Consider the following 22407-nt stretch of genomic DNA (forward strand, 5'->3'; position numbering starts at 1 on the left):
CTGGAGGCCGGCTCCGCGCGGCTCGGCGGAACGGCCGTGAGGGGTCAGGGACATGAGCGGCCTGAGAGGCGTGTGCCGGATCTCGACTGCGTGAGTCGCGTGTGCCGGTGGCGTCCTGTGGGGGCGTCCGCCTGCGCCTGTGCTGCGGGAGTGGGCGAGTCGGCCGACGGGCCGAAGGGGGAGTGGTCGCGTCGCGTGGACCGCCGCGCGGTCACGGCCGGGAGGGGCCGTGCGGGGCGGGCGGTGACTGGTGAGCGGCGTCGAACCGGAGGTGCTCCCGCTGCTCGCGAGGGTGGTGCTCAGGGGTACCGCCGCACCGGGGGCTGGCCGGTGGACCGGGACAGGGAGGGCCCGGTGCTGTAACCCTGCTGAAACGGTGCCGCGGTGTCTACGGGTCGTACCGGACCAAGTTGGTCACGGATCCGAAAGATAAGCATGCGGGCCCCGCGATGTACAGCGGGGCCACGGTGGCCGGGACGGGGAGGCGGGCCCGGCTCAGCCCAGCAGGCCGTGCAGCGAGTCCGCGGTGGCACGGACGAGATCGGTCCAGCCCAGGAGCGTCTCGCGGGACTCCAGGTAGGTGATGGCGGAGACGCTGACGCCGCCGATGACCGCGCCCTTGGCGTCGCGGACCGGGGCGCCGACGCAGCGTACGCCGATCTCGTTCTCCTCCTCGTCGACGGCGAAGCCCTGTGCGCGCACCCGGGCGAGCTCGGTGCGCAGGGCGCCCAGGTCGGTGATGGTGTGCTCGGTGCGGGCCGCCAGGCCCACCCGCCCGGTCAGGTCGGCGAGTTCGTCGTCGCCCAGCCCGGAGAGGATGCACTTGCCGATCGACGTGGCGTGCAAGGCCAGTTGCATGCCCACCCGCGACGAGGTCTGCACCGGTTTCGGGCTGGAGACCTTGATCAGGCAGGTCGCGGCGTCCCCGGTGCGCACCCCGAGATGCACGGTGGTGCCCACCCGCCTGCCGAGGACCTCGAGTTCGGCGCGCATCACCTGGTCCTCCTCGCAGCCCTGGGTGACGCGGGCCGCGAGGGCTCTCAGCCGCGGTCCGGGGCCGTAGCCGCCGGTGCCGTCCGAGGCGAGGAAGGACGTCGCCACCAGGTTGTTCAGGATGCGGTGCGCGCTGGCCTTGGGCACCCCCGCGGCGGCCGCGACCTCGCCGAGCCGGTGCGGGTAGCCGGGTGCCACCGCGGCCTCCAGCAGATTGAGCGCCTTGTCGGTGGCGTTCCCGGCGAGCGAGCTGCGGCCCCCGCGCCCGCCCGCCTGTGCGTCCTCCGAAGTTTCGATCCCGGCCATTGACAGGCTCCTGTCGCACGGTTTCACTGATGAACGTTCCGCTAGAGGATACGCCATTCCGCGTAACGGAACGACGCCCGGAGTGGCGGGGCCGGAGGGCTGCCGGCGCCCGCCCCGGAGGATCCCGGGCTTCTTCGCGAGACCCACCGAGAGGACAGCACACCGTGGCTGAGAAGGTCCACCAGGTACGCACCACCCCGGAACAGATGGCAGAGATCGAGCGGCAGTGGATCGACGAGGTCCGCGCGGACCAGGAGCTCACCGCCTTCGGTCTCTACCCCCAGCCCTCGCGCGGCGGCGCGGACGCCCAGGGCAGCTACCAGCTCTACCTCCCCCCGCAGTACGCGACCGAGCCGGAACGGCGCTTCCCCGTCGTCTACTGGCTGCACGGCGGGTTCGGCGACGCCCGGCAGGGTGCGGACATGGTCGCGCGGATCGACAAGGCGATCCGGAGCGAGGTCATGCCACCCGCGATCGTCGTCGTACCGCAGATCCTGCCGATCGGCTGGTACGTCGACTCCAAGGACGGCGCCCGCCCGCTCGCCCAGATCACCGCCTTCGACCTGGTCCGCCACATGGACACCACCTACCGGACCGTCCCCGAGGCCGTCGCCCGCACCGTCGAGGGCTTCTCCATGGGCGGGTTCGGCGCCCTGCACCTCGGGCTGAAGTACCCGAAGGTCTTCGGCAAGGTGTCCGCGGTCGCCCCCGCGATCCTGCGCGACCTCAAGGACGAGCCCGAGGACCGGGTCAACAACACCTACTTCGGCGACCAGGAGTACTACGACCTCTGCCACCCCTGGAGCCTGGTCCTCGCCAACGCCCCCGAACTGCGCCGCACCAGCCAGGTCCGGCTGCTCTCCGGCCGCCTCGACACCCGCCTCGCGCCCACCATCCGCGACCTCGACGCCCGCTTCACCGAACTCGACGTCCCGCATGACTTCTTCGAGTTCCCCGACGCCGACCACGAGTACGCGGACATCATGGACGGCTACGGCGACAAGTACTACGCCTGGTGGCGCACGGTCTGACGGCAGCGCATCCCACCACACCGCGTACGCCGCCGCCCGGCACCCGCACCCGCGTCCCGGCCCGTCGGGACGACTTCGCGCGCACCCGGGGACGTTCCGCGGCTCCCCACTCGGACCTCTTGTCCCTCTTGCCGAAAGGCCGCAAGACCGTGCGACTGACCCCGCTGACCAGCCTCACCCCCGAGCAGACCGAGCTCCTCGAAACCATCGTCGGACCCGGAGTCGAAGAACCCCCGCCGCCCTTCCTCGTCTGGGCGCGCAACATGGAACTGGCCCACTGGGTGGAGAACCTGGGCGCCTACTGCCGTAACGAGTCGCGCTTCCCGCAGCGGCTGCGCGAACTGAGCGTGCTGATCGCGGGGCGCCACTTCGACAGCCAGTCCGCCTGGAACGCCCACATCCAGCAGGCCGTCGCGGAGGGCGTCCCGGCCGAGTGCCTGGAGCGCCTCGCACGCGGCGAGGACCCCGAGTTCAAGGCCGACGACGAGCGCGTCTTCCACGCTTTCGCACACGAGATGCTCTACGACCACTTCGTCACCGACGAGACCTACGCGGAAGCCCTCGCCCTGTTCGGAGAAGAGGGCGTGCTGGACCTGATCGGCTGCGTCGGCAGCTTCGCCATGTCCGCGATGATGCTCAACACCTTCCGCGTCCCGCTCCGTCCCCACCTGTCCCGCCCGTTCGCCGACGTGGACGGCTTCCGCAAGGTCGCCGGGGGCGAGGCCTGATGCCGCGTTCGCCGCTGCGGATGCTCGACGGACCGCTCGGCCAGGAGGGGATGGAGAGCGCGGCGCACCGCTTCGTCCTGGGCGGCCCCTTCGGCGCGGAGCCGGCCGAGGTCAGCGCCGCGCGCCTGTCCCGCTTCGCCGACGCCGGCGGACTGCTGGTGGAGACCTCGCACAGCTACGCCGGGGGACGGGCCGAGGAGGCGGTCGGCAGCTGGCTGCGCGCCAACCCCGGCACGCTGGGCGTGGCGACCAAGGTCGGCCACGACATCACCGGCGCGGACCTCCCGCTCGCCCGGGACACCGTCCACGCCCATGTACGGGCCGCGCTGCGGAATCTGGGCGTGGAGACCATCGACCTCCTCCTCTACCACTGCGACGACCCCGAGCGGCCCGTCGCCGAACTCGCCGACACCCTGGTGAGCCTTGTCGAGGCCGGACACGTCCGCCGGATCGGAGCCTCCAACTGGCGCCCGGACCGGCTGGCCGAACTCGCCGCCGAACTCGCCGGACGCGGCCACATCCCCGTCGCCAGCTACCAGTTCAGCCTCGCCGAACCCGACCCGGTCCTGCTCGGCGGCAGCCTCCACGCGGACCCCGCCGTCCTCGACGTCGTCCGCGCGCACCGGCTGCCGCTGCTCGCCTGGTCGGCACAGGCCCGCGGCTACTTCGCGCGCGGCGAGCCCCGCGAGGCCGACGGCCGCCCGGACCCGTACGACACCGAGGACAACCGCGCCCGCCGGGACCGCTGCCGGGAACTCGCCGGGCAGCTGGGCACCCGGCCCGAGACGGTGGCGCTGGCCTGGACCCTCGGGCAGACGTCGGTGTGGCCGTCCATCGGCCCGCGGACGACGGACCAGATCGACCGCGCGCTCCAGGCCCGCCGGCTCCGCCTGACCGACGCCCAGGTCCACTGGCTGCGGCACGGCCGGTGACGCCCGCCGTCCGCCGGACCGGTCTGCCGCGCGCCGGGCGGCGCGTCTCCCCGAAGGCCGCGGTCTGTGTGGTGTCCGTCGCCGCGAACTTCACGGCGATCATGGACACCACGATCGTCAACGTGGCGCTCCCGGCTCTCGGCCGCGACCTGGCCGTGGACACCTCCGGGCTGAGTTCCGTGAACGTGGGCTACCTCGTCGCCATGGCGGTCTGCGTGCCCGTCGCCGGCTGGCTCACCCACCGCCACGGCACCCGGCGCACCGCTCTGGCCGCCCTGTTGCTGTTCACGGTGGCCTCGGCGCTGTGCGCCACGGCGGGCTCGCTGCCCGCGCTCACGGGATACCGCGTCCTGCAGGGCGTCGGCGGCGGCCTGCTCGCCCCCGTCGGGATGACGATGATGCTGCGGGCCTTCCCCGTGGCGGAGCGGCTGCGCGCCCAGAAGTACGTGATGCTGCCGACCGCCGTCGCGCCCGCCCTGGGCCCGGTGCTGGGCGGCTGGCTGGTGGACACCGCCTCCTGGCACTGGGTCTTCCTCGTCAACCTGCCCGTCGGCGTGCTGGCAGTGCTGTTCGGGCTGTGGGCGCTGCCCGACTTCCCCGGTCCGGGCGCGCCCCGCTTCGACCTGCCGGGTTTCGTGCTGGCCGGCGGCGGCCTCGCCGCGGTCCTGTACGCCCTCACCCGGGCGCCCGACCGGGGCTGGACCGGCGGCCAGGTCCTCGTCCCGCTGCTGGGCGGTGCCGTGCTGCTGGCGCTGACGGTGCCGTGGGAGCTGCGCGCCGCCCACCCCCTGATCGACCTGCGGATCCTCGGCGACCGGCTCTTCCGCACCACCCAACTCGCCCTGCTCCCCATGGGCGCCGCCTTCATGGGCGTCCTCTACCTCTACCCGCAGTACCTCCAGACCGGCCTGGGCTACGACGCCCTCCACTCCGGCCTGGCCACCTTCCCGGAGGCGCTCGGCATGCTGACGGCCTCCCAGCTGGCGCCCCCGCTGCACGACAGGGTCGGCCCGAGCCGTCTGATGGCGGCGGGCGGCGGCGCGGCCACGCTCGTCATCGTGTTCCTGGCGACCGGGGCGGGCACCCTGCCGTCCCTCGTGCTCTACCCGTCCCTGTACCTGCTCGGCTGCTCCGTGGGCCTCCTCTTCGCCAATGGCCAGAACGCCGCGTTCGTCACCGTCCCGGCCGCCCGCACCGCCGACGCCACGACCCTCCTCACCATGCAACGCCAGCTCGCGGCCGCCTGCGGGGTGGCCCTGGCCGCGACCCTGGCCGCCGCCGGTTTCCGCAGCGGACTCCTCGCGATGGCGGGCCTGGGCGGCTGCGCCGCACTGCTCGCCCTGCGTGTCAGCGACCGTCAGGTCCGTGACGGGTATCGCGCCGACGCCGTCGAGGCACCCGCCCGTCGTCGGAAGCTCCCCGGCCGGCGCGTAACGTGAACCGGCATGAGAATCACCGTCTCCTCCGACATGGACGAACCCGTCGCCCGGCTCCTCGTCGAGGAGCTGGTCCGGCGCGGCCACGACGTACGCGCGTTCGGCGCGCTGGAGCCCGGGGCGGACCCGCGGTGGGCCGTCTGTTCGCAGGCCGCCGCCCGGGAAGTGGCCGCCGGGGCCGCGGACCAGGCCGTGGTGTGCTGCTGGACCGGCACCGGCGCCTCGATCGCCGCGAACAAGGTGCCGGGCGTGCGCGCGGCCCTGTGCACGGACGCCTACACCGCCGACGGCGCCCGCCGCTGGAACGACGCCAACGTCCTCGCCCTGAGCCTGCGCCTGACCTCGCCGCCGGTGCTCAAGGAGATCCTCGACGCCTGGTTCACGGCCGTGCCGAGCCAGGACGCCGAGGATCTCGGGAACGTGGCCCACATCGGACGTCTCGACGCGGACCGGGGGACTGCCTAGGGTCAGTGGGCGCCGAGCCCGCCGCCGCCGAACGAGCCGCTGGAGCCCGGACTCCAGCGCGGCCGGTCCTTCGACGCGCTCGGCCTGGTCTGCTGGTTGCTGAGTTCGTACGGGGTGAGCGCATGGCCACCCTTGGGAATCAGCGGGATCTCCTCCGACTCGCGGTTCTCCCGGACCTCGCGCACCGCGCCCTCCGGCGGCAGCTTCGGCTGCTCCTCGGGGCGTGGCCGGAGGGACTCGTGGTACTTGACCCGGTTGCCCAGCCAGAAGCCTCCGGCCAGCATCGCCAGCACGGCCACGGCCACCAGGAAGAGCGCGAGACTCAACAGGCCGCTGGGAGCGGCCAGCTGCATCGATGACGTACTCATAGCAAGGGGATACCCCGCCCAGAACGGTACGAACCGGACGCTCTTGGTGACCGGTCGTACACCGTGGGCGACCTCGCGGCGGTGCCGCCGGACGGCCGGAACCCGGGTGCGACGCGGCGTTTGCCGTCCCCGCTCCCGGCTACCCGGAGCGGGTGACACAGCAGACTTCCCAGCAGGAGCTGTACCGGTTCCTGGAGGACCGCTTCGCCTGCGCCCAGGCCTGCGCGGAGTGTGCCCGGGTGTGCGCGCTGCGCGCCGGGGTGCTCGACCCCGGCGGCGCCGAGTCCGAGAAGGCGCGCCGCAAGGGCATCATGTGCGCCGAGGTGTGCGAGGCCACCTGCCGGGCGCTGACCGAGGAGAACGGCCGGGGCGAGGCCGATCTGCGCATCCAGCTCGCCTGGTGCCGGACGGTCTGCCTCGAATGCGCGGTCGCCTTCGAGACCCACCGCGGCGCCGGGACGAGCGCGGCGGCCTGCCGGGAGTGCGCCGAGGCCTGTGCGGACTTCCTCGCGGCCCTCGGCTGACGGCCCGGGGCGCCGGATCGGGCGCCCCCTTCTTCACCCTCGGCTCGTCATGTCCCCGGCAGCGGGCGGACCGTGAGGATCTGCTCGGCGCGCCCGACCGGGCCGTCGACGTCGTGCAGGACGGTGCTGGTGAGGCCCTGGCCGGAGGGGCCGAAGGTGACCGTGGTGTCCAGTCCCGTCCAGGTGCCGCGCGGCTGGCGGTGCAGGTGCACGGTCAGGTCGACGTTCGGGAACATCCACGCCGTGGGCGGCTGCCGGACGGCGATGCCGTTGGCGGTGTCGACGAGGGCGAGATACGAGGCGAGCGGGCCGGCCTCGACGCCGGCGACCAGGTCGAGCGGGGTGGAGACCCATGCCGTCGTCCGGCCCGGGCCGGGCGGTGCGACCGGGCGGACGTCCACGGAGGCGATGTAGCCGCCGGGCCAGAGATCGGACATCCGCCACGGGGCCAGCGACTCGGGCGCGGGGAGGCGCTCCCCGGCGCCGCCCGACACGGCGGTGGTGTCCAGGGCGGCCAGGTACCAGGCGCGGGCCCGGACGACCGGGCGGCCGGCGATCCGCACGACCGCTTCGAGAAGCTCGATGGTCCGCCCCGGACGGACGGTCTCGACCTCGATCTCGCACTCGTCCAGGGCGAGCCGGCCCAGGATGTCGTAACTGATCCGGGAGAGCAGCAGACCGTTGTCCGGTCCCGCGGCCCGATACCGGTCGAGGGCGTGCACGACAAGCCCGCCCAGCGGGCTGAAATGCTGCTCGTTCACGTCCCAGGCGCCGCCCGCGTGCACGGTCGGCTTGTAGCGCCGCTCGTCGATGGCCTCGAAGTAACCACTCCGGGGCCCGGTGGAGTTGGGCAAGGTCCGTCTCCCCTTTCCTCTGCTCAGGACGTTACCGGGATCCGCGCGTCCCGCCACATGAGAAAGTGCACAGTACAGGTATCTCGCGCCGGCGCGGTGGAGCGGCCGACCCGATGCCTGGCATCCGGAACGCGCATTTCCGCCGCACCGCCCGGCTGCCTAGCGTGACAGGAGTTCCGCACCGTCCGTCCCCAGAGGAGCGCCTCCATGAGCCAGCCGCCGCGCCGGATCGTCACCGGTCACGACGGGTCGGGTACCTCCGTGTTCCTCTCCGACGGCGAACCGCCCGTCGTCCGTACCGCTCCCGACGGCGCCGTCTTCTACGAGATGTGGAACACCGACGCCGTGCCGGCGCCCCTCGCCGCCGACGAGGCCGAGCCCACCGAGCGCGACCTGACCGTGCCGCCCGCCCCCGGCGGCACCAAGATCCGGGTCAACGAGTTCCCGCCGGGCTGTGTCTCCCCGACGCACCGCACCCAGACCGTGGACTACGGCATCGTCCTGGACGGCGAGGTCGTCCTCGTCCTCGACGACTCCGAGCGAGTACTGAGGGCCGGGGACGTGGTGATCCAGCGCGGCACCGACCACCGCTGGGAGAACCGCACCGGCACGGTGGCCCGGATGGCGTTCATCCTCGTCGACGGCGTCTTCACCGAGCCGCTGCTGAAGGTGCTGGGCCCCGAGGTGCTCGGCTCCCTGCACGGCAGCCCGCTGGCACCCGGCGAGTCCTGAACCCACCGCCGACCGTCGTAGCCGTGAGGAGAACGCGTCCGTGACGTCCGAAGGACAACGTCTGGCCGGCAAGGTGGCCCTGATCTCGGGAACGGCCCGGGGCCAGGGCCGCGCCGCCGCGCTGCGCTTCGCGGCCGAGGGGGCCCTGGTCGTCGGCGGCGACCTGCGGCACGAGGGCGCGCTGGAGACCCAGCGGCTCGTCACGGAGGCCGGTGGCACCGCCCGCACCCCCGCCCCGCTGGACGTCACCGACGAGGACTCCGTCCGGGCCTGGGTGGCGGAGGCAGTCAGCGCCTTCGGCGGGGTCGACATCCTCTACGCCAACGCGGGCGCCGTCCGCTTCGGAGCGGTCGACACCCAGCCGTACGAGGACTTCGCCTTCACCCTGCGCGCGGAGCTGGACTCCGTGTGGCTCGCCGCGCATGTCGCCTGGCCGCACCTGGTCCGCAGCCGCGGCTGCGTCCTCACCGTCGGATCGACGGCGGGCCTGACCGGCTCGCTCACCAACCGGCGGACCGCGCACTCCGCCTCCAAGGGCGCCGTCATCGCCCTGACCCGGCAGCTCGCCGCCGAGGGCGCCCCGCACGGCGTCCGGGCCAACTGCGTCAGCCCCGGAATGATCGACACCGAGGGCTCGCGGGGCGACCTGCTGGCCGAGGACCACCCCATGCGGACGATCGCCGGGCACATCCCCCTCGGCCGCGTCGGCCGCCCCGACGAGGTCGTCAACGCCGCGGTCTTCCTCGCCTCCGCCGAGGCGTCGTACATCACCGGCGCGAACCTGGTCGTCGACGGCGGCTGGTCGACCGTGCTCCCCGGCTGAAACGCCCCCGGCGCCGCCATTCCCAATTTCTGGAACACGTTCTACGGTGTGCGCCGTCAGGACCGCCCTTGGGGAGCCTGGAGGCGCCGTGCACCTCGACCACACGCCCGAGCAGCAGCGGCTGCGCACCGAACTGCGCGCCTACTTCGCCGGCCTGGTGCCGGACAACGCCTACGCCCGCTACGCCGACCCCGCCGCGCAGAAACGCTTCTACCGGGAGACGGTCCGGCGCCTCGGCACCGACGGCTGGCTCGGCGTGGGCTGGCCCAAGGAGTACGGCGGGCGCGGCCTGACCGCCATGGAACAGTTCATCTTCTTCGACGAGGCCGCCCAGGCCGGCGTACCCCTGCCGCTCATGGCCCTGAACACCGTCGGCCCGACGATCATGCAGTACGGCACCGACGAGCAGAAGGCGCACTTCCTGCCCCGCATCCTCTCCGGCGAGATCGACTTCGCCATCGGCTACAGCGAGCCCGACGCGGGCACCGACCTGGCCGCTCTGAAGACCCGGGCCGTACGGGACGGCGACGAGTATGTCGTCAACGGGCAGAAGATCTGGACCACCAACGGCGACACCGCCGACTGGGTCTGGCTCGCCACCCGCACCGACCCCGAGGCCCCGCCCCACAAGGGCATCACCATGCTCCTGGTGCCGACCACCGACCCCGGCTACTCCTGCACGGTGATCAACACCCTCGCCTCGCACGACACCACCGCCAGCTACTACGAGAACATCCGCGTCCCCGTCTCCCGCCGGGTCGGCGAGGAGAACCGGGGCTGGCGGCTGATCACCAACCAGCTCAACCACGAGCGGGTCACCCTCGCGGCCCACGGCACCATGGCCATCCGCGCCCTGCACGACGTCCAGCGCTGGGCGATGGAGACCAAGCTCGCCGACGGCCGCCGGGTCGTCGACCTGCCCTGGGTGCGCCGCCGCCTCGCCCAGGTCCACACCCGCCTGGACGCCATGAAACTCCTCAACTGGCAGATGGTGACCGCCGTCCAGGAGGGCACCCTCACCCCGCAGGACGCCTCCGCCGTCAAGGTCTACGGCTCCGAGACCCGCCGCGACGCGTACGCCTGGCTGATGGAGATCGCCGCCGCCGCGGGCCCGCTGAAGGAGGGCTCGGCGGGCGCGGTCCTCCACGGCGACCTGGAACGCGGCTACCGCTCGGCGGTCATCTTCACCTTCGGCGGCGGCAACAACGAGATCCAGCGGGAGATCATCTCCTGGATCGGACTGGGGATGCCTCGGGTACGGCGTTAATCTTCGGTCATGGGCGCCGACCCCGGGCTCTTCACCCCGGCCTCCGTGACCTGGCAGCTGCACGGTGACCCGATGATGTGGGTCGCCGGAGTCCGCGCGCTCTATCTGCAGGCCCTGCACCCGCGCGCGGTGCGCGGAGTCATGGAGAACTCCGACTTCCGGCGGGACGCCTGGGGCCGGCTGATGCGGACCGCGAACTTCGTCGGCACGACCACCTACGGCACCACCGAGTCCGCCGAGCGGGCCGGGGCCCGCATCCGGAAGATCCACAGCATGCTGACCGCCACGGACCCGGACACCGGCGAACGGTACGGCGTGGACGAACCCGAACTGCTGCGGTGGGTGCACTGCGCCGAGATCGACTCCTACCTGCACGTCGTCCGCCGCTCCGGCTTCCCGCTCACCGACGCGCAGGCCGACCGCTACCTCGCCGAACACCGGACCAGCGCCCGCCTGGTCGGCCTCGACCCCGCCACCGTGCCGGGCGACCAGGAGGAGCTGGCCGCCTACTTCGAGAAGGTACGACCGCAACTCGGCGCGGGAGCGGACGCACGCGCGGTGGACGACTTCCTGCTCCGCCCGCCGACGCACCCGCTCCTGATACCGGCGCGCGAAGTGCTCTGGCAGCGCGTGGCCCAGCTGGCGTACGCCGCTCTGCCGCCGTACGCCCACGAGCTGTACGGCAGACCGGCCCCCCGAGCCGCCGTCGTCACCCGCCGGCTGCGCGCCACCGGCACCCTGCTGCGCTGTGTTCCCGCACGTCTGCGCTGGCAACTCCCGCCCAAACACATCCTGCGCGCCATGGCGAGGCTCGGTCCTGACGCGCGCCCCGCACCGTACAAAGCCGGGCGATAGGGCGCCATACTGGACGAGTTGGGGGTGTACGGCACCGCGCGGCCACGCGGCGCCCGTGACCCCCAGGGGAGGGCGGGCTGGAGGCGACGGGGGGCGACGGCGCGCGATGGCTGACACCAGGCTGGTCCAGGGGCGCTACCGGCTGCTGGACCTGATCGGGCGGGGCGGGATGGGGGAGGTGTGGCGGGCCCGCGACGAGTCCCTGGGCCGGCAGGTCGCCGTGAAGTGCCTCAAACCGCTCGGCCCGCACCACGACCAGGCGTTCACCCGTGTGCTGCGCGAGCGGTTCCGCCGCGAGGCCAGAGTGGCCGCCGCGCTCTCGCACCGCGGGGTCACCGTCGTCCACGACTTCGGCGAGTCCGACGGTGTCCTCTACCTGGTGATGGAACTGCTCGACGGCCGCAACCTGAGCCAGCTGCTGGAGGACAACAAGCACCATCCGCTGCCCGTGGGCGACGTCGTCGACATCGCCGAACAGGTCGCCGCCGCCCTCGCCTACACCCACCAGCAGGGCATCGTGCACCGCGACCTGAAACCCGCCAACATCATGCGGCTGACCGACGGCACCGTGAAGATCTGCGACTTCGGCATCGCCCGCCTCGGCGCCGACATCGGCTTCACCTCCCGGCTGACCGGCACCGGCATCGCCATGGGCACCCCGCACTACATGTCCCCGGAACAGATCGGCGGCGTCGAGGTCGACCAGCGCAGCGACCTGTACTCGCTGGGCTGCGTCCTGTACGAGATCGCCACCGGGGCACCGCCGTTCGACCTCGGCGACGCCTGGGCGATCCTCGTCGGCCACCGCGACACCCCGCCCGCCCCACTCCGAGACCAACGCGCCGAACTGCCCGGCTGGTTCGAGCGGATCGTCCTCGACCTGCTGGCCAAACGGCCGGACCAACGCCCCTACGACGCCAAGGAGTTGGGCCGTCGCATCACCCTCGGACGGACGACCCCCACCTACGTCCCCACCGTGGTCACCGCACGGCCACGACTCCGGTCCCCGGAACCGGCGTCGCGCGCACCCGGGCTGCCGTCCTGGACCCGGGGCATGACCACCGGCCACAAGGCGACCGGCGCCCCCCTGCGCACCACCCCGCCCGACCCGAGCGCCGGACTCACCGGCGAGTGGACCGCCCGCCCCGCCACCGGCACCGCACAGCCGCCGCCCGCGCTCACCGGTCCCGGTCCCGCTCCCGCTTCCGGTCCTGCTCCCGCTCCCGCTCCCGCTCCCGCTTCCGGTCCCGGTCCGGCTTCCGGTCCCGGTCCTGCTGCCGCTCCCGCTTCCGGTCCCGGTCCCGGTCCGGCTTCCGGTCCCGCTTACGGTCCCGGTCCCGCCCCCGAGACCGTGGCCGCGCTCGCCGGCCGCCACAACGCCGGGCTGAGCCTCGGGCGGCTCGGGCGCTGGGCCGAGGCCGGCGAGGTGCACCGCGGTGTCGCCGCCGAACGCGACCGCCTGCTCGGCGCCGACCACCCCGACACCCTCGCCAGCCGCTACGAGATCGCCTTCACGCTCAGCCGCACCGGCCGCGCCGCCGACGCCCTGCGCGCGTACACCGAGGTCGCCCGGGACCGGGAGCGCGCGCTCGGCGCCGACCACCCGGACACCCTCGCCGCCCGCCAGGAGATGGCCTACGTCCTGGGCCAGTTGGGCCGCCACTTCGAAGCCCACCAGGCGTACACGGCCGTACTCGCCTCCCGGCAGCGGCTGATGGGCCCGGACCACCCCGACACCCTGCGCTGCCGCCACAACCTCGCCTTCAACCTCAGCAGGCTGGGCCGCCTCGACGACTCCTACCGGATGGCCCACGACGTGGCCGCCGCCCGCGCCCGGGTGCTCGGCCCGGAGCACCCCGACACCCTGGTCACCCGCTACGAAGTCGCCTACGCGCTCGGCCAGCTGGGCCGCTGGGAGGAGGCCCTGGGGACCTACCGCGACGTCGCCGAGGCCCGCGCCCGCGCCCTCGGCCCCGACCACCCCGACACCCTCGCCGCCCGCTACGAGGTCGGCATCAGCCTCGGCCGCCTCGGCCGCAGCGCGGACGCGCTCGCCCTCTACCGCGCCCTGATCGACGACCGCACCCGGGTACAGGGCCCCGCCCACCCCGAGACCCTGCGCGCCCGGCACGGCCTCGGCGTCAACCTCGGCCGCCGCGGCCGCTGGGAGGAGGCCCTCGCCGAATCGCGTGACGTCTGCGCCATCCGCGAGCGGGTCCTCGGCCCCGACCACCCCGACACGCTGGTCAGCCGCCGCGAGGTCGCCGTGAGCCTCGGCTGGCTGGGGCGCTGGGCGGACGCGCTCAGCGAGTACCGGCGGGTGGCGGGCGCGCGGGAACGCGTCCTCGGCCCGGACCATCCCGACACCCTGGCCAGCCGCAACGACGAGGCGCACTGTCTGGAGCAGCTGGGGCGGGGCGCGGAGGCCGTGGAGCTGTACCGGCGGGTCGCGGTGCTGCGGCAGCAGCGGGCGCCCGGCGACCGCTGAGGCACCCGGATCACGGGCCCGGGGGCTCGCCGGGCCCCTTGTCCCCGGGGGTTACGGGACTCTGCGGACCGCGCACGGCGTCCAGCAGGGCCTGTCCCTGGCTGTCGACGGACCGGGTGAACAACTGCTGCGAGTAGCCGAAGACGACGGCCCAGGCGATGAGCTGCGCCGTGGAGTCCAGGGCACTGAGCCCCGGCACGAAGCCACCGCGCATCAGCAGCAGCCCGAGGACCGCCGTGATCGCGCCGGTCGGCAGCTTCAGCAGCGCGAGGACGACCGGAACGTCGTACGGCAGCGCCGTGCCCCTGATCCGCCGCAGGGCCGCCGCGGAGGCGATCGAGGCCGAGACCACACCGACCAGTTCCACCACGAGATAGTCGGCCGCGCGTGCGGTCTTGGCCATGTCCTCCGTGGTCGGCTGCGTCGGCCCGGCGTTCTGGGTCCGGGTCGGACACACGATGTAGTACATGTCGTCCATCTGCGGGGTGAAGCAGAGCGGGACCATGTGTTTCCAGCGGAAGCCCGCGATGGCGATGCCGACCGCCGCGACGGTCAGACACACCGTCACCACACTGACGATCCGCACGAAGCTGCGGACGCGGAGCGTCTCCCGGCGCTTGAGCCGCCGCGCGAGGCTGATCGTCTCGGCGAGGAAGTCGCGGTCGCCGGGCTTCAGCACCGCGTTCCTCGGATCGGCCAGCTTGCGCGCGATCGCCGCACTGCGCACCCGCCGGGGGTCACCGGGGGCGAAGTGCTCGTCGATCCGGGCCACGAGGTCCGGAAGGAGCGCCGTGATGTCGTCGAGCGAGGCCATCCACACCATCAGGTTGAGTGCGGAGTCCACATGTGACTGGGCCACACCCAGGTGCGAGGCCCGCCGCATCATCGGATGCGACCGGTGCCCGAGCGTGTCCATGGCGGCCCGCAGCTCCTTGCGCGCCTTCTCGGCATAACACGCGGCCACACCGCTCGTCTCGCTGTCCGCCTCCGAACGTGCCGCGACCGCGTCGAGGACCGCCTCCAGTTCGGCGATCCTGCTGCGGAGGATCTCCCGCTGCTCCCAAGGGCCCAGCTCCTCGCGGGAGGCCCAGACCGGCGTCCTCTCGGCGAACGAGTCCCGCGTCTTCGCCGCCCACGCCCTCACCTTTCCCATGCGCGTCTTCTCGACGGACGCCCGCGCGGACTTGACGGCGTCTGGTCCAACTGGAGGGAACAAGTCACCACAGAATCGTTTGGCTTCCCCGGTGGATCATCACGTGTTACGAAGAACCATGCCTCCTGCCACCACAGCATCCCGGACCTACGACGCCGTCATCGTCGGCGGCGGACACAACGGCCTCGTCGCGGCCGCCTATCTGGCCCGGGCCGGCCGGTCCGTGCTGGTGCTGGAGCGGCTGGGCCACACCGGCGGCGCCGCCGTGTCGACCCGCCCCTTCGCCGGCGTCGACGCCCGGCTGTCCCGCTACTCCTACCTGGTCAGCCTGTTGCCGAAGAAGATCGTCCGCGATCTCGGCCTGGACTTCCGGGTCCGCGCCAGGACCGTCTCGTCGTACACGCCCGTCGAGCGCGACGGCCGGCCGACCGGTCTGCTGGTCGGCGGCGGCGAGCGGCGGATCCGCGAGGCCTTCGAACGACTGACCGGCGGCAAGACCGAGTACCAGGCCTGGCAGCGGTTCTACGGCCGGACCGCCCGGGTCGCCGAGCGCGTCTTCCCGACGCTCGTCGAACCGTTGCCCTCGCGCGAGGAACTGCGCCGCCGGATCGACGACGAGGAGGCCTGGCGGGAGCTGTTCGAGGAGCCGATCGGGGTCGCGATCGAGGAGAACTTCACCGACGACCTGGTGCGCGGCGTCGTCCTCACCGACGCGCTGATCGGCACCTTCACCGACGCCCACGACACCTCGCTGCGCCAGAACCGCTGCTTCCTCTACCACGTCATCGGCGGCGGCACCGGCGCCTGGGACGTGCCGGTCGGCGGCATGGGCGCCCTCACCGACGCGCTGGCGGCCGCCGCGCGCTCGGCGGGCGCGGAACTCGCCACCGGGCACGAGGCGGTCCGGATCGAGACGGACGGCCGCGGCGCCGAGGTCGCCTACCGCACCGCCGACGGCGAGGGGGTGGCCGCCGCCCGGCACGTCCTCGTCAACGCCTCCCCGCAGGAACTCGCCGCCCTCACCGGCGACCCGGCCCCGGAGCCCGCCGAGGGCGCCCAGCTCAAGGTGAACATGCTGCTCAAGCGGTTGCCCAGGCTGCGCGACACCGCCGTCGACCCGCGCGAGGCGTTCTCCGGCACCTTCCACATCGCCGAGGGGTACGGCCAACTGGCCACCGCCCACGCCGAGGCGGCGGCCGGCCTGCTCCCCAGCGCCCCACCCTCCGAGATCTACTGCCACTCCCTGACCGATCCCACGATCCTCGGCCGGAACCTGGTCGAACGCGGCTACCAGACCCTCACCCTCTTCGGTCTGCACACCCCCGCCCGGCTCTTCGCCGCCGACAACGACGCCGTCCGCACGGAACTCCTCAAGGCCACCCTCGCCCAGCTCGACGCCCACCTCGCCGAACCGATCACCGACTGCCTCGCCCTGGACGCGGACGGCCGTCCCTGCATCGAGGCGAAGACCCCCCTGGACCTCGAACACGACCTCCGGCTGCCCGGCGGCAACATCTTCCACCGCGACCTCTCCTGGCCCTACGCCCAGGACACCACCGGCCGCTGGGGCGTCGAGACCCGGCACGCCAACGTCCTGCTGTGCGGGGCGGGCGCGGTGCGCGGCGGAGGGGTGAGCGGGGTGCCGGGGCACAACGCGGCGATGGCCGTGCTGGAGGGTGCGGACGGCTGACGCGGGGGACCGGCGCACCCGGTGCTTCCCGCCGGTGGCCGGGGCAGCCACGAGAAATCTGACGGAGCATCAGAAAAAGTCTTCCGTCGGCTGCCCGGCTGCGGCATCCTGCGCCCATGCAGACGGAGCTGAGCAAGACCCTGGGAGTCGAGCACGCCGTCTTCGGCTTCACGCCCTTTCCCGCCGTGGCCGCGGCCATCAGCCGGGCCGGCGGCTTCGGAGTGCTCGGTGCGGTCCGCTACACCGCCCCCGACGACCTCAAACGCGACCTCGACTGGATCGAGGCGCACATCGACGGGAAGCCGTACGGGCTCGACGTCGTGATGCCCGCCAAGAAGGTGGAGGGCGTCAGCGAGGCCGACGTCGAGGCGATGATCCCCGAAGGGCACCGGCAGTTCGTCCGCGACACCCTCGCCAAGCACGGCGTGCCCGAACTCGCCGACGGCGAGGCGTCCGGCTGGCGCATCACCGGATGGATGGAGCAGGTCGCCCGCACCCAGCTCGACGTCGCCTTCGACTACCCGATCCGGCTGCTCGCCAACGCCCTCGGCTCCCCGCCCGCCGATGTCGTCGCCCGCGCCCACGACCGGGGCGTCCTGGTCGCCGCGCTCGCGGGCAGCGCCCGGCACGCGGTGAAGCACAAGGAGGCCGGGATCGACATCGTCGTGGCGCAGGGCTACGAGGCCGGCGGCCACACCGGGGAGATCGCCACCATGGTGCTCACCCCGGAGGTGGTCGACGCCGTCGCCCCGCTGCCCGTCCTGGCGGCGGGCGGGATCGGCAGCGGCCGGCAGGTGGCCGCCGCGCTCAGCCTCGGCGCCCAGGGCGTGTGGCTGGGCTCCCTGTGGCTGACCGTCACCGAGGCCGACCTCTCCTCGCCCGCCGTGACCCGCAAACTCCTCGCCGCCGGCTCCGGCGACACCGTCCGCTCCCGCGCCCTGACCGGCAAACCGGCCCGCCAGCTGCGCACCGAGTGGACCGACGCCTGGGACGACCCGAGCGGGCCCGGCACCCTCCCCATGCCGCTGCAGGGCCTGCTCGTCGCCGAGGCCCTCACCCGCATCCAGAAGTACGAGGTCGAACCCCTGCTCGGCACCCCCGTCGGCCAGATCGTCGGCCGTATGACCAGCGAGCGCAGCGTCCAGGCCGTCTTCGACGACCTCACCCGGGGCTTCGAACAGGCCGTCGACCACATCAACCGCATCGCCGGAAGGAGCGGCACGTGACCAGTACGCCCCCCGCCGGATTCTGGGCCCAGGCCACCAGCGACCCCGACCGCACGGTGCTCGTCGCACCCGACGGCGCGGAATGGACCGCCGGACGCCTGCTCACGGAGGCCAACCGCCTCGTGCACGGACTGCGCGCGGCCGGTCTGCGCCGCGGCGATGCCTTCGCGGTCGTCCTGCCCAACGGGCCCGAGTTCTTCACCGCGTACCTCGCCGCCACCCAGGCCGGCTTCTATCTCGTCCCCGTCAACCACCACTTCGTCGCCCCGGAGATCGCCTGGATCGTCGCGGACTCCGGCGCCAAGGTGCTGCTCGCCCATGAACGGTTCGCCGGCCCCGCCCGCCAGGCCGCCGACGAGGCAGGCCTCCCGGCCACCCACCGGTACGCCGTCGGCGAGGTCGAGGGCTTCCGCCCGTACGCCGAACTCCTCGACCAACAGCCCGGGTCGGCCCCCGCCGACCGCGAACTCGGCTGGGTCATGAACTACACCTCGGGTACGACGGGCCGCCCCCGCGGTATCCGCCGCCCGCTGCCCGGCAGGCTCCCCGAGGAGGCCTACCTCGGCGGCTTCCTCGGCATCTTCGGCATCCGGCCCTTCGGCGACAACGTCCACCTGGTCTGCTCGCCGCTCTACCACACGGCCGTCCTGCAGTTCGCGGGCGCGTCCCTCCACATCGGGCACCGCCTGGTGATGATGGACAAGTGGACCCCTGAGGAGATGCTCCGCCTGATCGACACCCACCGGTGCACGCACACCCACATGGTCCCCACCCAGTTCCACCGGCTGCTCGCCCTCCCCGAGGAGGTGCGCGCACGCTACGACGTCTCCTCCATGCGGCACGCCATCCACGGCGCCGCGCCCTGCCCGGACCACGTCAAGCGGGCGATGCTCGACTGGTGGGGCCCCAGTGTCGAGGAGTACTACGCGGCCAGCGAGGGCGGCGGCGCCTTCGCCACCGCCGAGGACTGGCTGAAGAAGCCCGGCACCGTCGGCAAGGCCTGGCCCATCAGCGAACTCGCGGTCTTCGACGACGACGGCAACCGGCTGCCGGCCGGTGAACTCGGCACCGTCTACATGAAGATGAACACCGGCGGCTTCTCCTACCACAAGGACGAGGCCAAGACGGAGAAGAACCGCATCGGCGACTTCTTCACCGTCGGCGACCTCGGCTACCTCGACGAGGACGGCTACCTCTTCCTCCGCGACCGCAAGATCGACATGATCATCTCCGGCGGGGTCAACATCTATCCCGCCGAGATCGAGTCCGCCCTGCTCGCCCACCCCGCCGTCGCCGACGCCGCCGCCTTCGGCATCCCGCACGACGACTGGGGCGAGGAGGTCAAGGCCGTCGTCGAACCCGCCCCCGGACACGAGCCCGGACCGGACCTCGCCGCCGCCCTCCTCGCCCACTGCGCCGGACAACTGGCGGGCTACAAACGCCCCAAGACCGTCGACTTCATCGCCGAGATGCCCCGCGACCCCAACGGCAAGCTCTACAAGCGGCGCCTGCGCGACCCGTACTGGGAGGGGCGCACCCGGCCCGTCTGACTCAGGAGTGCGGGCGGGAACGGGCCTCCAGATACCCGGCGAGCCCGGCCGAGTCGGTACCGATCTTGCGGTAGACCCGGGACAGCAGCTGCCGCACACCCTGCTCGGTGAGCCGCAGCTCCTTGGCGACCACCGCCACCGGCAGTCCCTTGACGGTCAGTTCGGCGGTGCGCAGCTCCTGCGAGGTCAGCGTGTCCGCCTGCACGTACCGCAACGGCAGCGGGCGCATCCCGGCCGCCGACAGCTCCTCCCTGGCCCGGGCGGCGAGCGCCTCGGCCCCGCAGTGCACGGCTCCCTCCAGCCCCTGGTAGAGCCGGTCGGCGGCCTCCTGCAGCCGCCCGTTGCGGGACAGCGCGGCACCGTGGCCGATCTGGGCACGGGCGAGTTCGTAGGCGGCGGGCGACTGCTCCAGATGGTCGACCGCCGCCGCGTACAGGTCCACGGCGGCCGGCCCGCCGGTCACCTCGGCGAGCGTGTGCAGCGCCTGACCGATCGTGGAGGCGGCACCGAAGTCCCGCGCCCGCCGCACGGCGTCCTCGGCATGACCGACCGCCTCCTGCGGACGGGTCGGGGCCAGCGCGGACGCCAGCCGCAGCTTCCAGGGGCACCAGGCCGGATTGCGCCAGCCCCGCCCGTCCAGCCACTCCCCGACCGCGACCAGCAGCCGCGCCGCCTCGGCGTGCCGCCCTTCCGCGAGGAGGAGTTCGGCGTAGACGGTGCGGGGGTCGGGGTAGATGACCGTGTTGAGGGGTGTCTCGTCGAAGGTGTGCTCGTCCGCGAGCGCGCGTGCCTCGGCGACGCGCCCGCGGGCCAGCAGGGTCTTGACGAGGATGCTCATGCCGAACCACTGGGCGGCCACGACCCCGTCCATCCTGTCCGCGATGCGCAGACCCTCCCGTACGACGTCCTCGGCCTCGGCCAGACTGCCCCGGCGATAGCGGATGTAGCCGGCGATGGTCTGCCCGAAGGCCAGGTGGGAGCCGTGCCAGCCCTTGGCGATGCATTCGGCGATCCCCTGGTCGAACAACGCCTCGGCCCGATGCGGCTGGTCGCCGTAGAGGAACACCAGGGCGACGGAGAGGGGTACCTCGAACCCCCGGTTCTCGCCGGTCCAGCTCATACCGCCGATCAGGGCCTTCTCGGCATACCCGAGAGAGATCCGCCTCGGCTCGCCGCGCATGGCCGCGTCCCAGGCCCGCAGCCCCAGGATGTAGCGCTCCTCCAGGCTGCGGCCGGGCAGCTGTTCGGCCAGGCGGGCCATCGTCCGGGAGCGGGCCGGGGAGTCGTGGTCGTCGGAACGCACCATGCTCCAGACGAACTGGTCGGCCTGCATCCGCAGTTTGACGCGGGGGTTCGTGGCCTTGCGCGCCTCCTCGGCGGCCACGGCCACGGCGTCGGCCAGCTGGTCGGTGTGGGCCATGGCCGTCGTCAGCCGGTAGACGATGGAAGCGCGCAGATCGGGGTCGACGTGGGGCTGCGCCAGCGCCTGCCGCAGATGTCTGACCGTGGCCGTGGGCTCGATCAGGAACGTGGCACAGGCCAGTTCGTGGAGCAGCGCGGCACGGTCCTCGGGCAGCGGAGGCTCCTGCAGCGCACGGGTCAGCAGCCGCCCGGCCGCCTCGGTGGCACCGGCGCGCAGGTACACGCGGGCGGCCTCGCGCAGACAGGCGACCGTCTCGGGGCGGTCCTCGCAGGGGACCTCCATCAGATGCCGGGCGGCGGTGGTGGGGCCGTACCCCGCGGCCAGCAGGGCCTGTGCGGCGGTGTTGTGCAGACCGGTCCGGAAGGCCGTGCGGATGGACCGGTAGATCGTCGTGGTGATCAGGGGGTGGACGAACTCCAGCTCGCCCTCGGGTCCGTGGCCCTCGGCCAGGATCCGGGCCCCGCGCAGCTTCTCGATCGCCTCGGCGACCGCCTCCTCGCCGAGCACCGCGATGGTCGCGGCGAGCTGCGGCGAGAAGGGCGAGCCCAGCACGGCCGCGGTGTGCGCGAACCGGACGGTCGCCGTGCCGAGCCGTTCCAGACGCTCGATCAGTCCCGGGCCCTTGATCATCGCGGCGAGTTCACGCATCGCGGTCAGGTCGCCGTCGGTGCCGCCCAGCCTCCGCTCACCGAGGCCGATGGCCAGCTCCACCGCCTCGAACGGACTGCCGTTCGTGGCCGACCAGCACTCCTTGCAGAACCGGTCCTCGGCTGTCTCCCCGATCTCGCTCCTGACGATCCGCGCCACGCCCTCGGGGGTGAGCAGGGCCAGGTCGTGCGGGCGGCTCCCGTGATCCCCCGCGAGCGCGCGGAGCGGCACCGCCTCGGAGGGGAGTTCGTCGGGCCGGTAGGCGACCACGATCAGCAGCGGCAGGTCGTCGACCCGCGGCGCGAAGGAGGTGAGCCAGCTCAGCGACTCGGGGTCCGTCCAGTGCAGATCGTCCAGGAGCAGGACGACGGGTGCCTTCTTCACCGTGAGGCGCGTCATGACCCAGTCGAGCCCCTCGCGGACGCCGGTCGCGTCCGGCGCGGGGGCGGGCCCCTTCGCCTCGAGACCGAGCACGGCGGCGACGGTGTCGTACCAACTCCCCAGGAAGGCGTGGAGTTCCGCCTCGTCCATCCTCGCCAGGGAGGGCTGCAGCAACTGGCGCACGACGCGGAACGCCGAACTCTGTTCCGCCTCGCCGCCGCGGCCCGACAGCACGGTGAACCCCTGTGCCGAGGCCTGGGCGCGTGCCTCCGTGACGAGCGCCGTCTTGCCCAGTCCGGCCGGCCCCGTGAAGGCCAGCAGTCCGGTGCGCCGTGCCCGCGGCACGCCCTCCGTCGTACGCCGCAGCTCCTTGAACGCGGCGTCCAGGGCATGGAGTTCCCGTTGGCGCTCGATCAACGTCTCCGGGTCCATGACCGGTTGCCGCAGCTCCGTCGCCATGTGCCGTACCGCCCTCTTCGTTCGGCCTGCGGGACAGCCGAGCGTACGCCCCGAGCAGGTGCGATAGGACGGATT

Annotated in this window: 19 protein-coding genes; 14 read left to right on the plus strand and 5 right to left on the minus strand. The window is 73.0% G+C overall.

What is annotated here, in order from left to right; genetic code table 11:
* Positions 1–495 precede the first annotated feature (495 nt).
* Complete coding sequence (locus tag ACGFZS_RS19035) at positions 496–1299, minus strand: IclR family transcriptional regulator (protein ID WP_393796075.1); 804 nt, start codon at positions 1297–1299, stop codon at positions 496–498.
* 164 nt (positions 1300–1463) lie between these two features.
* On the opposite strand from ACGFZS_RS19035, the gene ACGFZS_RS19040 reads away from it, so the two are divergent.
* The 5 genes from ACGFZS_RS19040 (at position 1464) to ACGFZS_RS19060 (ending at position 5891) form a co-directional block, all read left to right on the plus strand.
* Positions 1464–2330: an alpha/beta hydrolase gene (locus tag ACGFZS_RS19040; protein ID WP_393796076.1), complete on the plus strand. Its 867-nt coding sequence runs from the start codon at positions 1464–1466 to the stop codon at positions 2328–2330.
* A gap of 149 nt (positions 2331–2479) precedes the next feature.
* The gene (locus tag ACGFZS_RS19045) at positions 2480–3058 is read left to right on the plus strand and encodes a carboxymuconolactone decarboxylase family protein (protein ID WP_393796077.1); all 579 of its coding nucleotides are present in this window, start codon (positions 2480–2482) and stop codon (positions 3056–3058) included.
* On the plus strand, positions 3058–3990 hold the full coding sequence (locus ACGFZS_RS19050; RefSeq protein ID WP_393796078.1) for an aldo/keto reductase: 933 nt from the start codon (positions 3058–3060) through the stop codon (positions 3988–3990). The genes ACGFZS_RS19045 and ACGFZS_RS19050 overlap by 1 nt, the downstream gene beginning before the upstream one ends.
* Positions 3987–5429, plus strand: a complete 1443-nt coding sequence (locus tag ACGFZS_RS19055) for an MDR family MFS transporter (protein ID WP_393796079.1) — start codon at positions 3987–3989, stop codon at positions 5427–5429. The genes ACGFZS_RS19050 and ACGFZS_RS19055 overlap by 4 nt, the downstream gene beginning before the upstream one ends.
* Before the next feature lie 6 nt (positions 5430–5435).
* Positions 5436–5891 (plus strand): RpiB/LacA/LacB family sugar-phosphate isomerase, encoded by a 456-nt coding sequence (locus ACGFZS_RS19060; RefSeq protein ID WP_393796080.1) that lies wholly within the window; start codon positions 5436–5438, stop codon positions 5889–5891.
* A gap of 2 nt (positions 5892–5893) precedes the next feature.
* Here ACGFZS_RS19060 and ACGFZS_RS19065 read toward each other — a convergent pair whose 3' ends face one another.
* On the minus strand, positions 5894–6259 hold the full coding sequence (locus ACGFZS_RS19065; protein ID WP_393663564.1) for a DUF6479 family protein: 366 nt from the start codon (positions 6257–6259) through the stop codon (positions 5894–5896).
* 152 nt (positions 6260–6411) lie between these two features.
* On the opposite strand from ACGFZS_RS19065, the gene ACGFZS_RS19070 reads away from it, so the two are divergent.
* A complete protein-coding gene (locus tag ACGFZS_RS19070) occupies positions 6412–6783 on the plus strand; it encodes a ferredoxin (protein WP_393796081.1) in 372 nt (123 codons plus the stop codon).
* A gap of 47 nt (positions 6784–6830) precedes the next feature.
* On the opposite strand, the gene ACGFZS_RS19075 is transcribed toward ACGFZS_RS19070, so the two are convergent.
* On the minus strand, positions 6831–7637 hold the full coding sequence (locus ACGFZS_RS19075; protein WP_393796082.1) for a thioesterase family protein: 807 nt from the start codon (positions 7635–7637) through the stop codon (positions 6831–6833).
* A gap of 207 nt (positions 7638–7844) precedes the next feature.
* Between ACGFZS_RS19075 and ACGFZS_RS19080 the strand changes: the two genes are divergently transcribed.
* The 5 genes from ACGFZS_RS19080 to ACGFZS_RS19100 all read left to right on the plus strand — a co-directional run bounded on the left by ACGFZS_RS19080 (position 7845) and on the right by ACGFZS_RS19100 (position 13802).
* Positions 7845–8369 (plus strand): cupin domain-containing protein, encoded by a 525-nt coding sequence (locus tag ACGFZS_RS19080; RefSeq protein ID WP_393663519.1) that lies wholly within the window; start codon positions 7845–7847, stop codon positions 8367–8369.
* 40 nt (positions 8370–8409) lie between these two features.
* Positions 8410–9192, plus strand: coding sequence for an SDR family NAD(P)-dependent oxidoreductase (locus tag ACGFZS_RS19085; RefSeq protein ID WP_393796083.1), 783 nt, complete (start codon positions 8410–8412; stop codon positions 9190–9192).
* An 88-nt stretch (positions 9193–9280) separates the two neighbouring features.
* Positions 9281–10459 carry an acyl-CoA dehydrogenase family protein gene (locus tag ACGFZS_RS19090; RefSeq protein ID WP_393796084.1) on the plus strand — a complete coding sequence of 393 codons (1179 nt, stop codon included), beginning with the start codon at positions 9281–9283 and terminating at the stop codon, positions 10457–10459.
* Positions 10460–10468: 9 nt separating this feature from the next.
* Positions 10469–11314: an oxygenase MpaB family protein gene (locus ACGFZS_RS19095; protein ID WP_393796085.1), complete on the plus strand. Its 846-nt coding sequence runs from the start codon at positions 10469–10471 to the stop codon at positions 11312–11314.
* 106 nt (positions 11315–11420) lie between these two features.
* Positions 11421–13802 carry a tetratricopeptide repeat protein gene (locus ACGFZS_RS19100; protein WP_393796086.1) on the plus strand — a complete coding sequence of 794 codons (2382 nt, stop codon included), beginning with the start codon at positions 11421–11423 and terminating at the stop codon, positions 13800–13802.
* Positions 13803–13812: 10 nt separating this feature from the next.
* Here ACGFZS_RS19100 and ACGFZS_RS19105 read toward each other — a convergent pair whose 3' ends face one another.
* Entirely contained in the window at positions 13813–14955 is a 1143-nt protein-coding gene (locus ACGFZS_RS19105; RefSeq protein WP_393796087.1) for a hypothetical protein, read from the minus strand.
* Positions 14956–15073: 118 nt separating this feature from the next.
* On the opposite strand from ACGFZS_RS19105, the gene ACGFZS_RS19110 reads away from it, so the two are divergent.
* The 3 genes from ACGFZS_RS19110 (at position 15074) to ACGFZS_RS19120 (ending at position 19421) form a co-directional block, all read left to right on the plus strand.
* Entirely contained in the window at positions 15074–16645 is a 1572-nt protein-coding gene (locus tag ACGFZS_RS19110; protein ID WP_393796088.1) for a phytoene desaturase family protein, read from the plus strand.
* A gap of 116 nt (positions 16646–16761) precedes the next feature.
* Positions 16762–17871 (plus strand): nitronate monooxygenase family protein, encoded by a 1110-nt coding sequence (locus ACGFZS_RS19115; protein ID WP_355723695.1) that lies wholly within the window; start codon positions 16762–16764, stop codon positions 17869–17871.
* The gene (locus ACGFZS_RS19120) at positions 17868–19421 is read left to right on the plus strand and encodes an acyl-CoA synthetase (RefSeq protein WP_393796089.1); all 1554 of its coding nucleotides are present in this window, start codon (positions 17868–17870) and stop codon (positions 19419–19421) included. The genes ACGFZS_RS19115 and ACGFZS_RS19120 overlap by 4 nt, the downstream gene beginning before the upstream one ends.
* A gap of 1 nt (position 19422) precedes the next feature.
* Here the strand turns inward: ACGFZS_RS19120 and ACGFZS_RS19125 are convergent, their stop codons facing one another.
* Positions 19423–22332, minus strand: coding sequence for an ATP-binding protein (locus ACGFZS_RS19125; protein WP_393796090.1), 2910 nt, complete (start codon positions 22330–22332; stop codon positions 19423–19425).
* Positions 22333–22407: the final 75 nt, after the last annotated feature.

Source organism: Streptomyces sp. NPDC048288, assembly GCF_043201555.1.
Taxonomy (GTDB): Bacteria; Actinomycetota; Actinomycetes; order Streptomycetales; family Streptomycetaceae; genus Streptomyces.